This is a genomic window from Shimia sp. R9_2 (assembly GCF_017743735.1).
Classification (GTDB): Bacteria; Pseudomonadota; Alphaproteobacteria; order Rhodobacterales; family Rhodobacteraceae; genus Shimia.
The window spans coordinates 24,218-43,240 of record NZ_JAGHRO010000001.1 but is presented as its reverse complement, the minus strand read 5'-3'; the positions used below and the strand labels follow the sequence as shown (position 1 = coordinate 43,240).

At 59.7% G+C, this 19,023-nt stretch carries 16 protein-coding genes; 13 read left to right on the top strand and 3 right to left on the bottom strand.

What is annotated here, in order from left to right:
• The first annotated feature begins 87 nt into the window (after positions 1-87).
• Both nth and J7400_RS00180 read left to right on the top strand, forming a co-directional pair.
• Positions 88-732, top strand: coding sequence for an endonuclease III (gene nth, locus J7400_RS00185; RefSeq protein WP_209057548.1), 645 nt, complete (start codon positions 88-90; stop codon positions 730-732).
• Positions 729-1,715 carry an adenosine kinase gene (locus tag J7400_RS00180; protein WP_209057546.1) on the top strand — a complete coding sequence of 329 codons (987 nt, stop codon included), beginning with the start codon at positions 729-731 and terminating at the stop codon, positions 1,713-1,715. Before nth ends, J7400_RS00180 begins: the two co-directional genes overlap by 4 nt.
• Positions 1,716-2,017: 302 nt before the next feature.
• Here J7400_RS00180 and J7400_RS00175 read toward each other — a convergent pair whose 3' ends face one another.
• Positions 2,018-2,635 (bottom strand): TetR/AcrR family transcriptional regulator, encoded by a 618-nt coding sequence (locus J7400_RS00175; RefSeq protein WP_247738550.1) that lies wholly within the window; start codon positions 2,633-2,635, stop codon positions 2,018-2,020.
• 148 nt (positions 2,636-2,783) lie between these two features.
• Here J7400_RS00175 and J7400_RS00170 point away from each other — a divergent pair, with 148 nt between their 5' ends.
• The 8 genes from J7400_RS00170 (at position 2,784) to J7400_RS00135 (ending at position 11,962) form a co-directional block, all read left to right on the top strand.
• Complete coding sequence (locus J7400_RS00170) at positions 2,784-3,965, top strand: acyl-CoA dehydrogenase family protein (RefSeq protein ID WP_209057544.1); 1,182 nt, start codon at positions 2,784-2,786, stop codon at positions 3,963-3,965.
• A 10-nt stretch (positions 3,966-3,975) separates the two neighbouring features.
• Positions 3,976-5,091 (top strand): acyl-CoA dehydrogenase, encoded by a 1,116-nt coding sequence (locus tag J7400_RS00165; RefSeq protein WP_209057531.1) that lies wholly within the window; start codon positions 3,976-3,978, stop codon positions 5,089-5,091.
• A gap of 162 nt (positions 5,092-5,253) precedes the next feature.
• Entirely contained in the window at positions 5,254-6,129 is an 876-nt protein-coding gene (locus J7400_RS00160; protein WP_209060159.1) for a branched-chain amino acid ABC transporter permease, read from the top strand.
• A gap of 4 nt (positions 6,130-6,133) precedes the next feature.
• Positions 6,134-7,219: a branched-chain amino acid ABC transporter permease gene (locus J7400_RS00155; protein ID WP_209057529.1), complete on the top strand. Its 1,086-nt coding sequence runs from the start codon at positions 6,134-6,136 to the stop codon at positions 7,217-7,219.
• Positions 7,216-7,986 (top strand): ABC transporter ATP-binding protein, encoded by a 771-nt coding sequence (locus J7400_RS00150; RefSeq protein WP_209057517.1) that lies wholly within the window; start codon positions 7,216-7,218, stop codon positions 7,984-7,986. Before J7400_RS00155 ends, J7400_RS00150 begins: the two co-directional genes overlap by 4 nt.
• Positions 7,986-8,759 (top strand): ABC transporter ATP-binding protein, encoded by a 774-nt coding sequence (locus tag J7400_RS00145; protein WP_209057503.1) that lies wholly within the window; start codon positions 7,986-7,988, stop codon positions 8,757-8,759. Before J7400_RS00150 ends, J7400_RS00145 begins: the two co-directional genes overlap by 1 nt.
• A gap of 13 nt (positions 8,760-8,772) precedes the next feature.
• Complete coding sequence (locus J7400_RS00140; protein ID WP_209057501.1) at positions 8,773-10,665, top strand: long-chain fatty acid--CoA ligase; 1,893 nt, start codon at positions 8,773-8,775, stop codon at positions 10,663-10,665.
• A gap of 142 nt (positions 10,666-10,807) precedes the next feature.
• Positions 10,808-11,962, top strand: a complete 1,155-nt coding sequence (locus J7400_RS00135; RefSeq protein WP_209057499.1) for an ABC transporter substrate-binding protein — start codon at positions 10,808-10,810, stop codon at positions 11,960-11,962.
• 369 nt (positions 11,963-12,331) lie between these two features.
• On the opposite strand, the gene J7400_RS00130 is transcribed toward J7400_RS00135, so the two are convergent.
• Positions 12,332-13,039, bottom strand: a complete 708-nt coding sequence (locus J7400_RS00130) for a response regulator transcription factor (RefSeq protein WP_209057496.1) — start codon at positions 13,037-13,039, stop codon at positions 12,332-12,334.
• Positions 13,040-13,049: 10 nt separating this feature from the next.
• Positions 13,050-14,963, bottom strand: a complete 1,914-nt coding sequence (locus J7400_RS00125) for a PAS-domain containing protein (RefSeq protein ID WP_209057493.1) — start codon at positions 14,961-14,963, stop codon at positions 13,050-13,052.
• A 208-nt stretch (positions 14,964-15,171) separates the two neighbouring features.
• Here J7400_RS00125 and J7400_RS00120 point away from each other — a divergent pair, with 208 nt between their 5' ends.
• From J7400_RS00120 to J7400_RS00110, 3 genes are read left to right on the top strand one after another with little or no spacing between them, the layout of a single operon-like run.
• A complete protein-coding gene (locus tag J7400_RS00120) occupies positions 15,172-17,142 on the top strand; it encodes an AMP-binding protein (RefSeq protein ID WP_209057489.1) in 1,971 nt (656 codons plus the stop codon).
• Positions 17,139-17,960, top strand: coding sequence for an ABC transporter ATP-binding protein (locus tag J7400_RS00115; RefSeq protein WP_209057486.1), 822 nt, complete (start codon positions 17,139-17,141; stop codon positions 17,958-17,960). The genes J7400_RS00120 and J7400_RS00115 overlap by 4 nt, the downstream gene beginning before the upstream one ends.
• 41 nt (positions 17,961-18,001) lie before the next feature.
• Positions 18,002-19,003 carry a branched-chain amino acid ABC transporter permease gene (locus J7400_RS00110; protein WP_209057484.1) on the top strand — a complete coding sequence of 334 codons (1,002 nt, stop codon included), beginning with the start codon at positions 18,002-18,004 and terminating at the stop codon, positions 19,001-19,003.
• The last annotated feature ends 20 nt before the right edge of the window (positions 19,004-19,023 follow it).

Here is a 19,023-nt window from a genome sequence, read left to right as displayed (position 1 = left end):
AAACAGGTGCGGCGATTCTCCTTCGCGTGTCCTGCCCGCCCTCTGCGGGGTTGTTTCACCGCGCAGGCCCGTGCAAAACAGGCCGCGATGGCAAAGCAACTTGATTACCACACGATCCGCGAGATCTTCACCCGGTTTGAGGCAGCTGAGGCCCACCCCAAAGGCGAACTTGACCATGTCAACGTCTATACATTGGTGGTGGCTGTCGCGCTGTCTGCGCAAGCAACCGACGCCGGTGTGAACCGCGCTACCAAAGAGCTCTTCAAGGTGGCCGACACCCCACAGAAAATGCTGGATTTGGGCGAAGACGCTCTGATCGAGCACATCAAGACCATTGGTCTTTACCGCAACAAAGCCAAGAATGTGATCAAGCTCTCCCGCATTCTGGTGGACCAATACGGTGGCGTGGTGCCCAATTCCCGCGCCGCGCTGGAAAGCCTGCCTGGTGTGGGCCGCAAGACCGCCAATGTGGTTTTGAACATGTGGTGGCAATATCCGGCCCAGGCTGTGGACACCCACATCTACCGTTTTGGCAACCGCTCCGGCGTCTGCCCGGGCAAAGATGTGGTGGTGGTTGAGCGCGCCATCGAAGACCATATACCCGTGGATTTTCAACTCCACGCCCATCATTGGATGATCCTGCACGGCCGCTATGTGTGCAAAGCACGCAAGCCGCTCTGTGGCACCTGTCTCATCCGCGATCTCTGCCTTTTTGAGGACAAAAACCTATGAAAAACTATCAGGTTGTCGGCATCGGCAACGCCATTGTTGATGTGATCAGCCAGTCGGATGACAGCTTTCTGGATCTTGTGGGGATCGAGAAAGGCATCATGCAGCTTGTGGAAAAAGAGCGCGGCGAGATGCTCTATGCGGCGATGACCAACCGCACACAGGCGCCGGGTGGCTCGGTGGCGAACACGCTCGCGGGCCTCGGTGCGCTGGGGCTGTCCACCGCCTTCATTGGCCGTGTGCATGATGACGCGCTGGGCCAGTTCTATGCGCAATCCATGGAGACTGGCGGCACCGACTTTGTGAACCCGCCTGTGCCGGGCGGAGAGCTGCCGACCTCGCGCTCCATGATCTTTGTCTCCCCGGATGGCGAGCGCTCCATGAACACCTATCTGGGCATCTCCTCTGAGGTAGGCCCGGATGATGTCTCTGACGATGTTGCCGGTCAGGCGCAGCTCCTGTTCCTTGAGGGCTACCTTTATGACAAGCCCAAAGGCAAAGAAGCGTTTGAGCGCGCCGCCAAACTCTGCCGCGATGGCGGCGGCAAGGCGGGCATCGCCCTGTCTGATCCCTTCTGCGTGGAGCGCCACCGCGACGATTTCCGCCGTCTGGTGAAAGAGCTGGATTTTGTGATCGGCAATGAGCACGAATGGGCCTCGCTCTATCAGACCGACCTCAGCACCGCGCTTGAGCAGGCGGCACAGGACGCGGGCATGGTGGTCTGCACCCGCTCGGGCAAAGACGTTGTGCTGCTCAGCGGCGCAGAAGAGGCCACCGTTTCTGTGAACGAAATCGTGCCGGTCGATGCCACCGGCGCCGGAGATCAATTTGCCTGCGGCTTCCTCTATGGTGTGGCCACCGGACAGTCGCTGGAAACCTCTGGCAAAATGGGCTGCATCGCGGCGGCAGAGGTGATCAGCCACTATGGCGCGCGCCCGGAGGCAGACGTGAAAGCCCTGTTCCAGAAAGCCGGTTTGATCGGCTGACGCGCCATCGCAGACCCATCCGCTGGTGGCATTTTGCGGAATGCCTCCGGCGGGGATATTTTGAGAATGAGAAGCCAAGCGCGCCTCAATGTCACCGCCAGACGCCACGCGCGCGGCTCGCAGGACATTGAGGCGCTTCTCATTCACGGCCATCGGCTTCCCAGCCTGTACCGCCAGAACATCTTGGTAACGCAAGTTTAAGATTGTCTTAAAAGGCTTCTCATTCCCCAAACATCCAAAGCGCGTCCTTGGCGTCTTCATGCAAGGCTGAGGGGGCAGATGCACCTAACGGTGGGCGCAGCCTACGTCAAAGAGGCGATCGCCATATCTGCCAGTTGTGCCGCGAGATCAGGAATGAACTCCTCAGGCTCATCGGCACGCGGCTGATACCAGAACACCGGCGCATTCACCAAAAGCAGCAGCGATTGCAGTGCGATGGAGAGGTTCTGTTGTTTGAACCGGCCCGCTTCCATGCCTTCCGCAATGACGGCGCGGAACAAATCCTGATAGGCGGCGCGTTCTGCGCGGATCCCGTCAAAAAGTGCGCGTTCCTGTGCGGTCGTCGATTTCTGCATGATGCCGAGATAGGACTGAATGATCACCTTGTGATAGGGCAGCGTGCCAAGCACGGCGGGCACATGCGCAAGGATCATCTGGCGCAGTTTGTCCTCTGGCGGGAGCGGCGTGTCGATCACCGGGGCCACCGCCTCATGGGCAAAAGCCGCCGCGCGCAGGCAGACCTCGCCCAGCAGCGCGCCTTTGGAAGGGAAGTGGTGGTAGATCCGGCCTTTGGTGGCGCCAAGGTGGCGCGCCACATCGTCGATGGAGGCCGCATCTGCGCCCAGCGTCATAAAAACATGCGCAGCCGCGTCCAGTATTTCGGATTTTGACCGGCTGATTGGGGGCGAAGTCGGGCTCAAGAGAGGCTCCTGCGCGGCTGGCTTGACGCTACGTCGGCGTCACGGGCTGAATTGACAACATACTAAGTAGTATGTTTGCATCGCCCCTGCAAGATCACCGCCGGGCACCTGTCATTTCAAGCCTGCGGCTGAGCAGGGAGGATTTGAAATGACGGATCTGGCGCAATTCCGCCAAGAGACACGGGATTGGTTGGCCACCCATTGCCCCGCCGAGATGCGCACGCCGATGGGCGAGAATGACATCTGCTGGGGCGGGCGTCACTTTGTGTTTCAGTCATCCGCGCAAAAGGAATGGCTGGATGTGATGGCGGCGCGCGGCTGGACCGTGCCGGGATGGCCCAAGGCCTATGGCGGCGGCGGCCTGTCCGGGCCTGAGCAGAAGGTGCTGGCCGAAGAAATGGCGCGGATCAATGCGCGCCCGCCTTTGCAGAGCTTTGGCATCTGGATGTTGGGGCCGGCTCTGCTGCACTTTGGCACGGAAGAGCAGAAGCGCCACTATCTGCCGCAAATCGCGCGGGGAGAGATCCGCTGGTGTCAGGGCTATTCCGAGCCGGGCGCAGGTTCTGATCTGGCGAGCCTGCAGACCAAAGGTGAGGACAAGGGTGCCTATTTTGAGGTGAGCGGCCAGAAGATCTGGACCTCTTATGCCGATAAGGCGGATTGGATATTCTGTCTGGTGCGCACCGAGCCTGACGCCAAGAAACACACCGGGATTTCTTTCCTGCTGTTTGACATGGCCAGCGCGGGGGTGACCACCAAACCGATCAAGCTGATCTCCGGCGCATCGCCGTTTTGCGAGACCTTCTTTGATGCGGTGCAGGTGCCCAAGGGTCAGATCGTCGGCGCGCGCGGGCAGGGCTGGACCATTGCCAAATATCTGCTGACCCATGAGCGCGAGATGATCGGCGGCTCTGATGCAGCGATCTTTGCCAAAACCGATCTGATCGCTGACGCGTCGCAGGCCATTGGCCTCGATGACACCGGGCGGCTGGATGATCCGATGATGCGCGCAGAGCTGGGGCGCTTTCTGGTGGATGAAATGGCCTTTGACGCCCATGTGGACATGACTCGAGCCTACATGCGGGCGGGCAACGAGCTGGGCGCGCGGTCTGCGGAGCTGAAATATCTGGGCACCGAACTCAACAAGCGCCGCCAAAGCTTGCGGGTCGCAGCGGGTGGCGCAGATGATCTCGTGTGGGAAGGCCCTGCCAATGACGCAGGGCAGGCGGCGCAGGATTGGCTGCGCTCCAAAGGCAACAGCATCGAAGGCGGCACCTCTGAGGTGATGCTGGGCATCCTGTCCAAAGCCATTTTGAATTTGCCAAGCTGAGGGGGCGGAGATGGAAATCTTAAATGACGATCACCAGATGGTGGCCGATGCCGCCGCGGCCTATCTTAGCAAATCCCACCCGATCACGGCGTTTCGGGCCTTGCGCGAGAACAGCGCTGCGCAGGGTGATACCCGCGCGATCCTTACCGAGTTCGCCGAGCTGGGCTGGATGGGCATTCTTCTGCCTGAAGAGGTCGACGGCGCAGATTTTGGCGCACGGGCTGCAGGCGTGATTGCCGAGGAGATCGGGCGCAACCTGACAGTGGCACCGTTTTTGTCCACGGCGGTTCTGTCGGCGTCCCTGCTGCGCCAGACCGGCGGCACGGCGCTCTCGGAATGGGGCGCAAAGATTGCAAGCGGGGCTGCCATTGTGGCGCTGGCGCTGGAGGAGGGGGCCAAACACCGCCCCGGCCGGATCACAACCACGCTGACCCAAACGGGCGACAGTCTGACTTTGACCGGCCGCAAGAGCTTTGTGGTGGATGGCAGCGGCGCAGACCGTCTGATTGTGGTGGCCCAGTCTGTGGAAGGGCTGGCGCTTGTGCTGGTGGATCCGGCGGCCAAAGGGTGTGTGATCACACCACAGCTGCTTCTGGATCACCGCAATGCGGCGTTGGTGCACTTGGACGAGGTATCTGTGCCCAAAGAGGCGGTTCTTGCCACGGGCGCAGCGGCGCAAAAAGCCTTGGATCACGCGCTCTGTCTGGGCCGTGCGGTGACCGCCGCAGAGCAATTGGGGGTGGCCAAAGCCGCCGCAGAGCAGACCTTTGAATACCTGCGCACCCGCAAACAATTTGGCCTGTTGATTGGCCAGTTTCAGGCGCTTCAGCACCGCGCGGCGGATCTGTATTGCGAATTGGAACAGACCAGCTCGCTGATCGCCCGCGCACTCAACGCCATTGAGGCGGGCAGCGATGAGGCCGAGGCGCTCAGCCGCGCCGCCAAAGCCAAGATGGCCCATGTGGGGCAGCAGGCCACGGAAGAGGGGGTGCAGATGCATGGCGGCATCGGCATGACCGACGAGATGGACCTCGGGCTTTTCATGAAACGGGACCGCGCATTGACCGAGTTTCTCGGCGACGCAGGTTGCCACACCGAATGGCTTTTGCGGCACCGCGGTATCTAGCAAGGGTTGAAAAGGCGCTAACCTACGGAGGCGTATGCAAAAATAGGGTGATGTAACGGAGTTTTTCAAGAATTCGTCAAACGGGAGGCTTGACGCAACAATATTACCTCCGAACACTGATCCTGGAAAGCTGACAAAAAAATGTCGGCATGGGAGGAAACATTGGAAGTTGTGCAACTGCTCGTCAGCGGGCTTGCGAACGGCTGTGTCTATGGCTTGATCGCGCTTGGCTTCGTGCTGATCTATAAGGCGACCGAACAGGTGAATTTCGCCCAAGGCGATTTCATGATGCTCGGCGCCTTTATTACTTTGGGCCTCACGAATGCGCATTACATGGGGCTGCCCTTCTGGGTGGCGGCCCCTCTGGCCATCGCCATCATGGCGGTGCTGGGCTATCTGCTTGATTTCTTTGTGCTGCGCCATCTCTTCGGGCAAAGTCAGGTCGCCGTGGTGATCCTCACCATCGCGCTGGGCTTTGTGATCCGCTTTGTCGCCGGTGCGATCTGGAGCCACGAGCCCCAGACGCTGGAAAGCCCGCTGGCGATTGGTGATTTCAATGTGGGTGGCGTGGTGCTTGGCATGGCCGACATTGCGGTGATTGTCGTCACCGTGCTTCTGACCTTCTTCCTCTATCAGTTCTTTCAACGCACAAAACTGGGGCTCGCCATGCAGGCGGCCAGCCAGAACCAGATGGCGGCCTACTTCATGGGCATTCCGGTGAAACGGGTGCAGGGCATGATCTGGGGCTTGTCCGGCGCAACCGCAGCGGTTGCTGGCATCCTCTTTGCCTCCAAGGGTGCGATTGACCCCAACGCCGGGCTTTTGGGCATCAAAGCCTTTGCCGCCGCTGTCATCGGTGGCTTTGGCAGCCTGCCCGGCGCGCTCATGGGCGGGCTGATTGTGGGGGTGATCGAACCCTTCGCTGCGCGCTATCTCGCCGCCGGATACAGCCAGATCGCGCCCTATGCGCTCCTGCTCTTCGTACTCGTCTTCCGACCCCACGGCCTGTTCTCACAGGTCCGCACAAAGAAGGTCTGAGCCGATGCGGATACATTTCAAAACCTCTTATGACCATGACATCCGCCTCTTTCCGGACCTCTGGAGCTTCTGTGTCTATGCCGCGCTGATTGTCATCGCCGTGCTGCTGCCCTGGCTGATTGACGAATTCTACCTTGGCGAAGTCACCAACGTGCTGATCTGGGCCATCGCCGGTCTGGGGCTGATGCTGCTCACCGGACAGACCGGACAGGCCAGCCTCGGCCACGCCGCTTTTCTTGCGCTGGGCTGTTATTCCTGTGTGATCTTCATGGAGCAGGGCTGGCCCTTCCTGATCGCCTTCCCAGCCGCTGGCATCCTCACCGGCGTTGTTGGCACCATCATCGCCATTCCCGCCATCCGCCTGCATGGCATCTATCTCGCCATTGCCACCATCGCGCTCTCCATTCTGGCTGATGACATCATCGTGCTGATGGAGCCGGTCACCGACGGGGTGTCGGGCAAATTTGCCCCGATGATCACCATCTTCGGCATCGAGATTGAGCGCTGGACCACACCGGACCGCTTCTATTGGCTGGTGCTTACGGTCACGATCCTCTGCACGCTGGGGTATCGCAACCTCTTGCGCGCGCCGCTGGGCCGCGCCTTTGCCGCGGTGCGCGACAGCGAGGTCTCCGCCACCGCCATGGGGGTACACATCGCGCGCACCAAGGCGGCGGCCTTCGGGATTTCCTGCGCCATCACCGGCCTCGCGGGCGCGCTGATGGGGTTCTACGCCGGGGCCTTTAACAACGAGACTTTTAGTATCGTGATCTCCATCACGCTCCTGATGATGATTGTGATTGGCGGCCTTGGCTCCATCCACGGCGCGTTCTTTGGCGCGGTGGTGGTGGCCTTCCTGCCGCAGTTTCTGTCGATCACCAAAGACCTGATCGGCGGCGGCTCTGTTGCCATTCCGGGGCTGGAAACCGGCGTCTTCGGCATGATCCTCATCCTTTTCATCCTGTTTGAACCCATGGGCATCTACGGGCGTTGGATGAAAATCCGCATCTGGTTTGAGCTCTTCCCCTTTGCACGCAAAGACATGTTCAAACGCCAAAAAAGTTATTTGAAGACGGAGCGGTTGAGATGAGCCATCTTTTGGAAATCACCAACGCAACGCTCAAATTTGGCGGTGTGGTTGCGGTCAATGATCTGACGTTTTCGGTGGATGAAGGCGAGGTCTACGCCATTGTCGGCCCCAACGGTGCTGGCAAATCCACGGTCTTCAACCTGATCTCGCGGTTTTACGATCCCTATGCCGGATCGATCAGCTTTGATGGCAACGACCTGCTGGCGCGCAATGCAGACTCGGTGGCTGATCTCGGCATCGCGCGCACCTTTCAGAACATCGAACTGTTTGACCACGCGACCGTTTTGCAAAACCTTCTGGTGGGGCGGCATCGCCATCGTCAGACCAATATGGTTCAGGAGATGCTCTTTACGCCCAAGGCGCGGCGCGAGGAGAAACGCCATCGCGAGGCGGTGGAAGAGGTGATCGATTTCCTTGATCTGCAGCCTTATCGCGACAAGATGATTGCCGGTCTGCCGTATGGTGTGCGCAAGGTGGTGGAACTGGGCCGCGCGCTGTCTTCTGGCCCGCGCCTCTTGCTGCTGGATGAACCCGCCTCAGGGCTGTCGGTCGAAGAAACCCAGGACATGCGCTGGTGGATTGACGACATCCGCAAACAGATGGGCATCACCGTTTTGATGGTGGAGCATGACATGGGGCTGGTCTCTGGCGTGTCAGACCGCGTGCTGGCGCTGGCCGATGGCGCCAAACTGGCCGAAGGCACGCCCGCGCAGGTGCAATCTGATCCGGCGGTGATTGAGGCCTATCTGGGCGCGGGGGCGGCGTGATGGACAAAACCGTGCTTGATATCAAAAACATCGAGAGCTTCTACGGCCCGATCATGGCGATCCGTGGTGTTTCGCTTCAGGTGGAAAAAGGGCAGGTGGTCACCGTGCTTGGCGCCAATGGCGCAGGCAAATCCACGCTTCTGAAAACCATCTCCGGCATCATGGACCCTGAAAAAGGCCAAGTGGTCTTTGAGGGCCGCGAAATTCAGGGCATGGAGCCGCACAAGGTGGTGCAGGAAGGCATCGTGCATGTGCCTGAGGGCCGCGAAGTCTTCCCGCTGCTGACGGTGGATGAAAACCTCTCGCTCGGGGCCTACACCCGGTCTGACAAGGCTGAGATCGAAAAAGACCGGCAGATGGTATTCGACTATTTCCCCATCCTCGCCGAGCGCCGCAGCCAAGAAGCGGGCACGCTATCGGGTGGTCAGCAACAGATGCTCGCCATTGGGCGCGGCCTGATGTTGCGGCCCAAGATCATGCTGTTGGATGAGCCGTCCCTCGGCCTGTCTCCGCTGCTGGTGCAGGAGATTTTTGCAATTCTGCGCCGCCTGAACAAAGATGAGGGCGTGACCATGATGCTGGTGGAGCAAAACGCCAAAGTCGCCTTGGAGCTGGCTGATGTGGGCTACGTCATGGAGGTGGGCCGCATCGTGATGGACGACACCGCCGACCGGCTGATGGAAAGCGAAGACATCAAAGCCTTCTATCTTGGCCATCAGGAAGAAGGCGCGCGCGGTGAGCGCCGCTGGAAACGCAAGAAAACGTGGCGCTGAGGGAGGATTGGACATGAACATTCACAACACATCCCGCCCGCCGGAACAGGTTGAAATCAACGGGGTGATTGTCTCCGCCATTCCCGGTCAGCGCCCCGCGCTTGTGGACGGCTGTGACACCATGGTGCGCCTGTTTCAGAAACGCTGCGAACAGCTGGGCACCCGCACGGCGCACCGCGAAAAAGACCTCGGCATCTGGCAAAGCTACTCCTGGCGTGACTATTGGGAGCACGCCAAATGGATCGGCATGGGCCTGCGCGCGCTGGGCCTTGAACGCGGCGAGGTGGTCTCGATCCTGTCCGAGGACCGCAAGGAATGGCTCTATGCCGACATGGGCATTCAATGTGTCGGCGGCATCGCCTCAGGGGTCTACACCACCGACAGCGCCAGCCAGCTCGAATACCTTCTGCGCGACAGCGGCAGCCGTTTCCTGTTTGTGGAAAACGACGAGCAGCTCGACAAGTTTTTGGAGATCGAGGATCAGGCCAGCCATGTGGTGAAGGTCATCATTCTGGATCAGGACGGGCTGCACGACCTGCGCCACGAAAAATGCGTCTTCATTGATGATCTCTATGACACCGGGCGCGCCTTTGCGGCTGAAAATCCCGGCATGTTTGAGGCCGAAATCACCAAGGCCAAACCCGATGACACCGGGCTTCTGATCTACACCTCCGGCACCACGGGCATGCCCAAAGGGGCCATGCTGTCTCAGGAAAACATCATCTCCGCCTGTGTCTCTGGCGCGCACGCCTTGCCGACCTCTGACAAAGACGAACAGCTCTGCTTCCTGCCGCTCTGTCATATTCTGGAGCGCAATGTGTCGGCCTATTTCCCGATTGCCGGCAAGGCCACGGTGAATTTTGCCGAAAGCCCGGAGACGGTGTTTGACAACCTGCGCGAGGTCTCGCCCGCGCATTTCACCGCCGTGCCGCGCGTGTGGGAAAAGATCTATTCCCGCGTTCTCGTACTGGCGCAAGAGGCCACGCCCATTGGCCGTTTTGCCTTTTCCATGGCGGTCAAGGCGGGGCTCAAACGCGCGGACTATCTGCTGGAACGCAAACCCGTGCCAATGGGGACACAGATCAACTATGCGGTCTGGGATTTTCTGGTGCTGCGCAACCTGCGCCGGATGCTTGGCATGGACAAAATGCGCCGAGGCGGTACTGGGGCCGCACCGATTTCCCCAGAGCTGATCCGCTGGTATTGGGCCATTGGCGTGACCCTGCTTGAGGGCTACGGCATGACCGAAAACGCCGGGCTTTGCTCCATCAACCTGCCTGATGAAAACAAGATCGGCACCGTGGGCAAATCCTGCCCCGGCTTTCAGGTGCGCATTGCCGAGGATGGCGAGATCCAGACCATGGGGCTCAACAACTTTCAGGGCTACTGGCGCAACAATGAAAAGACGGCAGAGACCTTCACCGCTGACGGCTGGCTGCGCACGGGCGATGTGGGCCGCGTCGATGAGGACGGCTTTGTCACCATCACCGGGCGTCTCAAAGACATCATCATCACCGCTGGCGGCAAGAACATCACGCCCGCTGAGATCGAAAGCCGTCTGAAGTTCAGCCACTATATTTCCGATGCGGTGGTGATTGGCGATGCGCGCAAATACCTCAGCTGCCTGATCATGATCGATCAGGAAAACGTGGAGAAATACGCCCAGGATCGCAAAGTGCCCTTCTCCGATTTTGCCTCACTCTGCGCGGCGCAGGATGTGGTCGACCTCATCAAGGGAGAGGTGGATGCGGTCAACAAAGAGTTCGCCCGCGTCGAGCAGATTAAGGATTTCCGTCTGATCAACGTGTTGCTCACCGCAGAGGACGAAGAGCTGACAGCCACCATGAAGCTCAAGCGCAGCTTCGTGGAGAAGAAACACGCAAGCCTGATTGAGGAGATGTACTGAGGCAGTTCGCGTTTTATCTCAGGCATGCGGATCGCTTTTCGCATTCGACCACTCGGGAGAGGCAACGAATAAGCGGTTCAAGTTAAACGCAAACTGCCACGCATTCATGTGGCCTCAGACCACAGATTAACGGGAGGAAACTATGAAACATCTGACGACTGCACTGGCGGTTGGCGCGGCGGCGCTGGCGTCTCAGGTCGCTGCGGACACGCAGGGCGTGAGCGACAGCGAAGTGGTGATCGGCTCGGTCAATGACCTCAGCGGCATTTTTGCCGCCGTGGGTGTTCCGGCGGTGAACGGCGCCAACATGCGCTTTGAAGAAGCCAACAGCGCCGGCGGCGTGCACGGGCGTCAGATCCGGTTTGTTGTGGAGGACAACGGCTACCAGATCCCGCGCGCGATGCAGGGCTACAACAAGCTGCTCAACCGCGACAAGGTCTTTGCCATGCTGCTCAGCCTCGGCACGCCGATGAACACCGCAGGTTTCAAACTGCTGGACCCCAAAGGCATTCCCAACATCGGCCCGCTCTCGGCCGCGCGCCAAATGCTGCAGGATCCGGTCGACAATAAGTTCATCGCTTTCTCAAGCTATTACGATCAGGTGCAGGTGGGCGTGACCTATCTGGCAGAGGAGTTTGGCGCCAAAGAAGTCTGCTCCATGTATATCCCGTCTGACTTCGGCAAGGAGATCGCGGAGTCCACCGCCGATGCGGCCGAAACGCTGGGCCTCACCATGGCGGGGGAAACCACCCACAAGCCGGATGAGCTGGATTTTGTCGGCTCCTTGACCAAGCTTAAGGCGGCTGAATGTGACATCGTCACCATGGCGCTGGGCGTGCGTCAGGGCATCACCGTGGTGGGCACCGCCAAAAAGCTCGGTTGGACCGATGTGAAATTCCTCAACACCTCCGCAGGTTTTCTGGAGCCGGTGGCACAGGTGCCGGGCGGCGTGACCGACGGGCTTTATGCCGCTGCGGGCTGGCGTGATCTGTATGAGCGCGCGGCCGATCCGGTGCCGGCCAAATTCATCGCGGATTACAAAGCCAAGTTTGACCAGCCCGCCTCGGGCTTTGCCATGCTTGGCTACTCCGCCGCAGACACAGTGGTGCGCGCACTTGAAGCCGCCGGTGCCGATCTCACCCATGAAAGCTTCCTCGCTGCCATGGAGTCTCTGGACTACGCCGATGAGCTGACCGATGTGCAGATCACCTACGGCCCGGATGACCACCGCGGCGCGGATGTGGTTGTGGTGTCCGTTGTGGAAAACGGCGGCTGGAAAACCCTCGCGGTGAAATAAGCCTGAGGCACATAGACTTAGGAAGGCGCGTCATCAGGCGCGCCTTTTCTTTTCTGAAAGCGAAAGGGCTGACCGCAAAACAGACCATGAGGCGCATAAAAATTCCCCGCAGCCGATGGTCTGGTCTGCGGGGAAGGCGGGAGTGACCTTTTTGTTGTAACTGTCCCCGAGGTGCTGCCGCGCCCTGCGTGTCGCGGCTGTCCCGTTGGTGGCTTTCCCAGCCCGCCTGTGCGCGCGCTGTCTGCCCCATTATGCAGAGCAGCCCGCATTTTGCGGCCTCTGGTTGCCGCCTGATATCAGTCTACGCTATTTTGGGTGTAAAATCTACATATAGTGTAGATCGCGTGCGGAGATCCTACATGCGCAGCATCAGTGCCAGCTCACATCCCCAAGGAAAATATATCCGGCACCGTAGATCGTTTTGATAAGGCGCGGGTTTTTGGGGTCTTCCTGCAATTTGGTGCGCAGGCGTGAAATCCGCACATCCATGGCCCGGTCAAAGCTCTCGCCCGCCGCGCCGCCCAAAGTCTCCTGCATCTGCGCCCGGCTGATCAGCCGTTTGGGGCTGTCCAGAAACAGCCGCAGCACCTCGCCTTCCGCATGGCTGAACGTCGTCTCCGCGCCGGTTTCATCTTCCAGCACATAGCGGTCAAAATAGGCGGTCCAACCGTTGAACTCGGCGGTATTGGCCACCGCCACCGGCGCAGCCGCACGGTCTTTGCGCAGCCGTGCGCGCACACGGGCCACCACTTCGGTCGGGTCAAAAGGCTTGATGATGTAGTCATCCGCCCCCAGTTCCAGCCCGGTGATCCGGTCCTGCACCTGCGCGCGCCCGGAAATGATGATCACCGCCGCGCCCACCTCCAGCGCCAGCCGATGCACCAGCGTCAGCCCGTCTTTGTCCGGCAAGCCCAGATCCACAAGGCAGACATCCGGCGTGGTGGATTTCAAAGCAGCTTCAAATTCGGTGGCCCGCGAAAACGCCATGGTGCGAAAGCCCGCATCCTCCAGCGCATCCGCCAAAATCATGCGGATATCCGGTTCATCGTCCAGAATGGTGACAAGCGGAGCAGTCATAAACAGGGCCTCACTTCGGGTGCAAAAATTGGTCTAACTGTTTGGCCGTAAAGGGTTTGGGCAGCACCGGCGCCCGCGCCGCCCCTTCGATATAGAGCGTGTGGCTCTGGGGCAAGCTGGTCATAAGGTAAGTTGGCACACGCTCCCGCCCGACCTCGCGGATCAGGTCAACACCTGTGGCCTCGCCCTCCAGCGAAATATCGGAAAGCACCAGCTTGATCTCGGGCACCTGATCCAGCAGCACCCGCGCCTCATCCACGCTGGCGGCCTCGATCACCGTGTGTTTCATATCGGTCAGCATGTCGCGGATCAGCCCGCGCAGATCGGGGTTGTCCTCCACCAGCAGCGCCAGCCCGGGCGTGGCATCCTGCACCGCCCGGCGCAGCGGCAGCCGCAGGATCACCTGCCCGCCGTTCACCGCATTGCCGATCTTGATGTCGCCCCCCACCAGCTTGGTCATGTCATAGACCATCGCCAGCCCAAGGCCCGATCCATCCGCGCCCTTGGTGGTGAAGAACGGATCGAGCGCGCGGCTGAGCGCTTCCTCAGAAAAGCCCGGCCCGGTGTCGCGCACCGTGAACTGCACCCATGTGTTCTGCACCAGCTCCGCAATCAAGAGGATCGTGCCTCCGGCGCCACAGGCATGGGCGGCATTGAGCAGCAGGTTCACCAGAGAATCCTGCAACATCGCCGGATCCACCATCAGTGCGCCGTCAGGAATGTTGTTTTCTATGATCAGCGCCACATTCTTGTCGAGCGTCGGGCGCGCCAGCGTCTCCAGATCAGACAGAAACGCCGCCATATCTGTGGCGGCAAGCTTGGGCACACGCGGACCGGTGACATTGGCCAGATTGTCAAGAAGCGTGCCCCCGCGCCGCGCCGCGCCCAAGGTGGCCTCAATCAGCGATTGCGCCTCCTCCGGCAGGCCCATCTTCTGCAGCTTGCGCTGGGTGCCAAGAATGATGGTCAAGAGGTTGGAGAAATCATGCGCCAGGCCGCTTGTCATCTGCGCTGCGATTTCACGGCGGCGGGTCTGCTGCAGGGCCACGCGGGTCTGGGTTTCCTCGGTGATGTCCATCGACAGCACATAGACCCCGCGCGCCGCACCCTCGCTGTCATCCGGCGTAAAGGCCACGCGGATCCGCCGCGTGCTGGGATGTTCGTTGAACTCAAACACCGAGGCCTTGCCGCGAAAGGCTGCCTCAAGATGAGGGCGGATCGCGCGAAACGCACTTTCGCCAAGCGCCTCTTCCGCCCGCATGCCCACAATATCTGAGGGGCGTCCGGGGATCACCGCGCTGAGGCGGCGGTTGGAATAGGTGTAGATCCAGTCCGGCCCCACATGGGCGATATGGGCCGGCATCATCTCCGCCGTCAGCCGCATCCGCGCCTCGCTTTCGGTCAGCTGGCGTTTGACCTCCTCCAGCGTGTTCACGGTGCTCTCCATCTCCCGGTTGGTGGCAGACAGCTCCTCGGCATATTGCAGCACCTGATCTGACAGCTCCTCAGAGCGCGCGCGCAGCAGCGCCTCCTGCCGTTTGGTGGAGGTGATATCGGTGTAAACCGCAACCCAGCCGCCCTGAGGCAAAGGCGAGCCTTCCACACTGATCCAGCGCCCGTCCGCGCGTTTCCGTTCAAAGTAGTGCGGCTCAAACGCCAGCGCCCGCTCCACACGGTCCTGAATGAACGCTGCCTTCTCAGCCTCCGCAATGGGCCCGTATTCGCCATTCTCAATCAGAAAGGCGATGGTGTCGGCAAAGGTCGCCCCGGGTTGCATCAACCCTTTGGGAATAGAGAACATCTCGCGAAAGCGCGCATTGGCCACAACCAATTTCAGCTCGCTGTCATAGATCGACAGAGCCTGTTTGATCAGGTTCAGCCCGGCGACGGTCATCGCCTGCGTTTCCCCTTTCACATGCGCCATGCAGCTCTCCTTTTCTTATCGCTAACACCGGTTTCGGGGTCAGCGAAAGTCCGAAATGCGCGCTGTTACAATTCGTAAGGTTTAGGAAATGTTAAGGAAAAAGTTGACCCGCAGCCTGTTCTGAGCCCCACTGTGAGGGGAGGAATCGTTTCGACGGTTTTGGCTTGCTCAAAACACCAATAGGGCGAGCTTTAGGGAGGAAAGAAATTTGGCACAGTCGTCACAGGCGACCGGCGGACTCGCGTCCATTCCGGCGCTGTTGCAGCGGAACGCCACCCAATTTGCGGATAAAGACGCATACCGGGAGAAAGAGTTTGGGATCTGGCAGACCTGGACTTGGGCAAAGACAGCAGAAGAAATCGAAGCGCTCGCGCTCGGCCTGATCAATCTGGGCGTGTCGGAGGGCGATTTTGTCGCCATCATCGGACGCAACCGCCCCTATTTTTACTGGTCGATGGTTGCCGCCCAATCCGTGGGCGCGGTGCCGGTGCCTGTGTATCAGGACAGCGCGGCAGAGGAGATGGAATACATCCTCGGTCACTGCGGCGCCAAATATGCGATTGTCGAAGACCAGGAACAGGTCGACAAGATCATCGACATTCAGGACAGCCTGCATCAGTTCGAACATATGATCTATGTCGATCCGCGCGGGCTGCGGAAGTACGATCACCACCAGCTGCATGAGTTCAGCCACATTCAGGCACAGGGCCTCGCGGCACGGGATGAATGGATCACCGATCTTGAGGCGCGCCGGGGCAAGCTGACCTACGACAGCACCTGTGTGATGCTCTACACCTCAGGCACCACCGGCAAACCCAAAGGCGTGGTGCTTTCCAACCGCAATGTGATCGAGAGCGCGAAGAACTCTTCCGAGTTTGACAAGCTCACAGCGGGCGAAGAGATCCTCGCCTATCTGCCGATGGCATGGGTCGGGGATTTCATCTTCTCCATTGGTCAGGCCTATTGGACAGGCTTCTGCGTGAACTGCCCGGAGTCCGCCGACACGATGATGACCGACCTGCGCGAAATCGGGCCGACCTACTACTTCGCCCCGCCGCGCGTGTTTGAGACCCAGCTCACCAACGTCATGATCCGTATGGAAGACGCAGGCTCCCTCAAGCGCCGCATGTTCCACAACTTCATGGAGCACGCCAAAAAAGTGGGTGGCGACATTCTCGACGGCAACCCCGTCCCCTTCATGGACCGCCTGAAATACAAACTGGGCGATATGCTGATCTACGGCCCGCTGAAAGACACGCTCGGCTTTGGCCGCGTGCGCGTCGGCTACACCGCGGGCGAAGCGATTGGTCCGGAGATTTTTGAGTTCTACCGCTCCCTCGGCATCAACCTGAAACAGCTCTACGGCCAGACCGAAGCCACCGTGTTTATCACCGCCCAGCCGGACGGTCAGGTGCGCGCGGACACCGTGGGTGTGCCAAGCCCGGACGTGGAAATCAAAATCGACGACACCGGCGAAATCCACTACCGCAGCCCCGGTGTGTTTGTGGAATACTACAACAACCCCGAAAGCACCGCCTCCACCAAGGACGCGGAAGGCTGGGTGGCAACCGGTGATGCTGGCTTCTTTGAAAAAGACACTGGCCACCTGCGCATCATCGACCGCGCCAAAGACGTGGGCAAAATGGCCGATGGCTCCATGTTTGCGCCCAAATATGTCGAGAACAAACTGAAGTTCTATCCCGACATTCTCGAAGCGGTACTCTTTGGCAGCGGCAAGGATCGCTGCGTGGCCTTCATCAACATTGACCTGACGGCGGTGGGCAACTGGGCAGAGCGTAACAACGTGCCTTATGCCTCCTATCAGGAGCTCGCGGGCCATCCGAAGGTGCTTGAGTCCATCCAAAGCCATGTGGAAACGGTCAACAAATCCGTGGCCGATGACCCGATGCTGGCCGGCTGTCAGATCCACCGCTTCCTCATTCTGCACAAGGAACTGGATGCGGATGACGGCGAAATGACCCGCACCCGCAAAGTGCGCCGTGCGGTTGTGGCCGACAAGTTCAAGGATCTGGTGGATGCGCTCTATGGCGGCGCCAGCTCGGTCTCAACCGAAACCGAAGTGACCTATGAAGACGGCCGCAAAGGCAGCATCCGCGCCACGCTTGAATTGCGCGACGCCGCAGTGGTGCCCGTGGCCAGCAAGGTGGCAGCAGAATGAACGATATGAGCAACGACAGCTTCGTCACCGACGATGGCCGCACCATTGGCGGTGTGGTGATGGAAATGAAAAACATCACTCTGCGCTTTGGCGGGGTGAAAGCGATCACCGACATCAGTTTTGACATCCGCGAAGGCGAGATCCGCGCGATCATCGGCCCCAACGGCGCGGGCAAATCCTCAATGCTGAACGTGATTTCCGGCTTCTATGTGCCGCAGGAAGGCGAGGTCTGGTACAAAGGCGCCAAGCGTCCGCCGATGAAACCTTATCAGGTGGCGCAACAGGGCATCGCCCGCACCTTCCAGAACATCGCGCTGTTTGAGGGCATGTCCGTTCTGGATAACGTGATGACCGGCCGTCTACGCCAGATGAACGCCAATCTCATCCAGCAGGCGCTCTGGAAAGGCAAAGCCGAGCAGGAAGAGGTGGAAAACCGCGCCTTTGTGGAGCGGATCATCGACTTCCTTGAAATCCAGCACATCCGCAAGACACCGGTGGGACGTCTGCCTTACGGTCTGAAGAAACGGGTCGAGCTTGCGCGCGCTCTGGCGGCGGAACCGTCTATCCTGCTTCTGGATGAGCCCATGGCCGGGATGAACGTCGAGGAGAAAGAGGACATGTCCCGCTTTATCCTTGATATGAATGATGAATTTGGCACCACAATCGCGCTGATCGAGCACGATATGGGCGTGGTTATGGATCTTTCCGACCGCGTGGTGGTGATGGACTACGGCAAGAAGATCGGGGACGGCACACCAGATGAGGTGCGCAACAACCAGGATGTGATCGACGCCTATCTGGGGGTGGCTCATGACTAAGCAAACCCCTGACTTCAAAGAAAAATTCGGAGGCGTTTGTGATGCCTGAAAGTCTTCTCTACGGCACCGAGGTTGTGCTTAACGGCCTGATGGCAGGGGTGCTCTATGCCCTCGTCGCGCTGGGCTTCGTTCTGATCTACAAAGCCTCCGGCATCTTCAACTACGCCCAGGGTGTGATGGCGCTGTTCTCTGCGGCGACCCTTGTGGGGATCATGAAAGGGCAGGTGCCTTTTGCCCATCTGATCAACGCGGCGCTTGGCACGGAAATCCACCACTTTGGCTGGCATGTGCCCGCGATCCTGGCGATCCTTCTGACCATGGGTGTTATGGTGTTCCTCGCCTGGGCGGTGCAGAAATTTGTGTTCCGCCATCTGGTCAATCAGGAGCCGATCATTCTGTTCATGGCCACCATTGGTCTCGCCTATTTCCTCGAAGGTTTTGGCGACCTGATGTGGGGCTCTGACATCAAGACGCTGGATGTGGGCCTGCCCCAGGGTGGCAGCTTCTGGATTGAGGAAAACACCCAGTGGCTCGGCATGGGCAACGAGAACTTCTACGGCTTCTTCCTGGATCAGCTCGATCTGGTTGCCACGGTGATCGCCACCATTCTCGTGATCGCACTGGTGCTGTTCTCGCAGTACACCAAACAGGGCCGCGCCATGCGCGCTGTGGCCGACGATCACCAGGCCGCGCTGTCGGTGGGCATCTCGCTCAACTTCATCTGGGTCATGGTCTGGTCCGTGGCAGGCTTTGTGGCGTTGGTCGCGGGCATCATGTGGGGTGCCAAATCCGGTGTGCAGTTCTCGCTGTCGCTGATCGCACTCAAGGCGCTGCCGGTGCTGATGCTGGGCGGCTTCACCTCGATCCCCGGCGCCATTGTCGGCGGCCTGATCATCGGTGTCGGTGAAAAGCTCTTTGAATTTACCATCGGCCCGCTGGTCGGCGGCGCAACCGAAAACTGGTTCGCCTATGTGCTGGCACTCGTCTTCCTCGTCTTCCGGCCGCAGGGCCTGTTTGGGGAAAAAATCATCGAGAGGGTCTGAAACGAAAGGTCTCACAGGAT

Coding starts and splice junctions, on each gene's coding strand:
- nth (WP_209057548.1), top strand. CDS start 88: ATGGCAAAGCAACTTGATTACCACACGATCCGCGAGATCTTCACCCGG.
- J7400_RS00180 (WP_209057546.1), top strand. CDS start 729: ATGAAAAACTATCAGGTTGTCGGCATCGGCAACGCCATTGTTGATGTG.
- J7400_RS00170 (WP_209057544.1), top strand. CDS start 2,784: ATGACGGATCTGGCGCAATTCCGCCAAGAGACACGGGATTGGTTGGCC.
- J7400_RS00165 (WP_209057531.1), top strand. CDS start 3,976: ATGGAAATCTTAAATGACGATCACCAGATGGTGGCCGATGCCGCCGCG.
- J7400_RS00155 (WP_209057529.1), top strand. CDS start 6,134: ATGCGGATACATTTCAAAACCTCTTATGACCATGACATCCGCCTCTTT.
- J7400_RS00150 (WP_209057517.1), top strand. CDS start 7,216: ATGAGCCATCTTTTGGAAATCACCAACGCAACGCTCAAATTTGGCGGT.
- J7400_RS00145 (WP_209057503.1), top strand. CDS start 7,986: ATGGACAAAACCGTGCTTGATATCAAAAACATCGAGAGCTTCTACGGC.
- J7400_RS00140 (WP_209057501.1), top strand. CDS start 8,773: ATGAACATTCACAACACATCCCGCCCGCCGGAACAGGTTGAAATCAAC.
- J7400_RS00135 (WP_209057499.1), top strand. CDS start 10,808: ATGAAACATCTGACGACTGCACTGGCGGTTGGCGCGGCGGCGCTGGCG.
- J7400_RS00130 (WP_209057496.1), bottom strand. CDS start 13,039: ATGACTGCTCCGCTTGTCACCATTCTGGACGATGAACCGGATATCCGC.
- J7400_RS00125 (WP_209057493.1), bottom strand. CDS start 14,963: ATGGCGCATGTGAAAGGGGAAACGCAGGCGATGACCGTCGCCGGGCTG.
- J7400_RS00115 (WP_209057486.1), top strand. CDS start 17,139: ATGAACGATATGAGCAACGACAGCTTCGTCACCGACGATGGCCGCACC.
- J7400_RS00110 (WP_209057484.1), top strand. CDS start 18,002: ATGCCTGAAAGTCTTCTCTACGGCACCGAGGTTGTGCTTAACGGCCTG.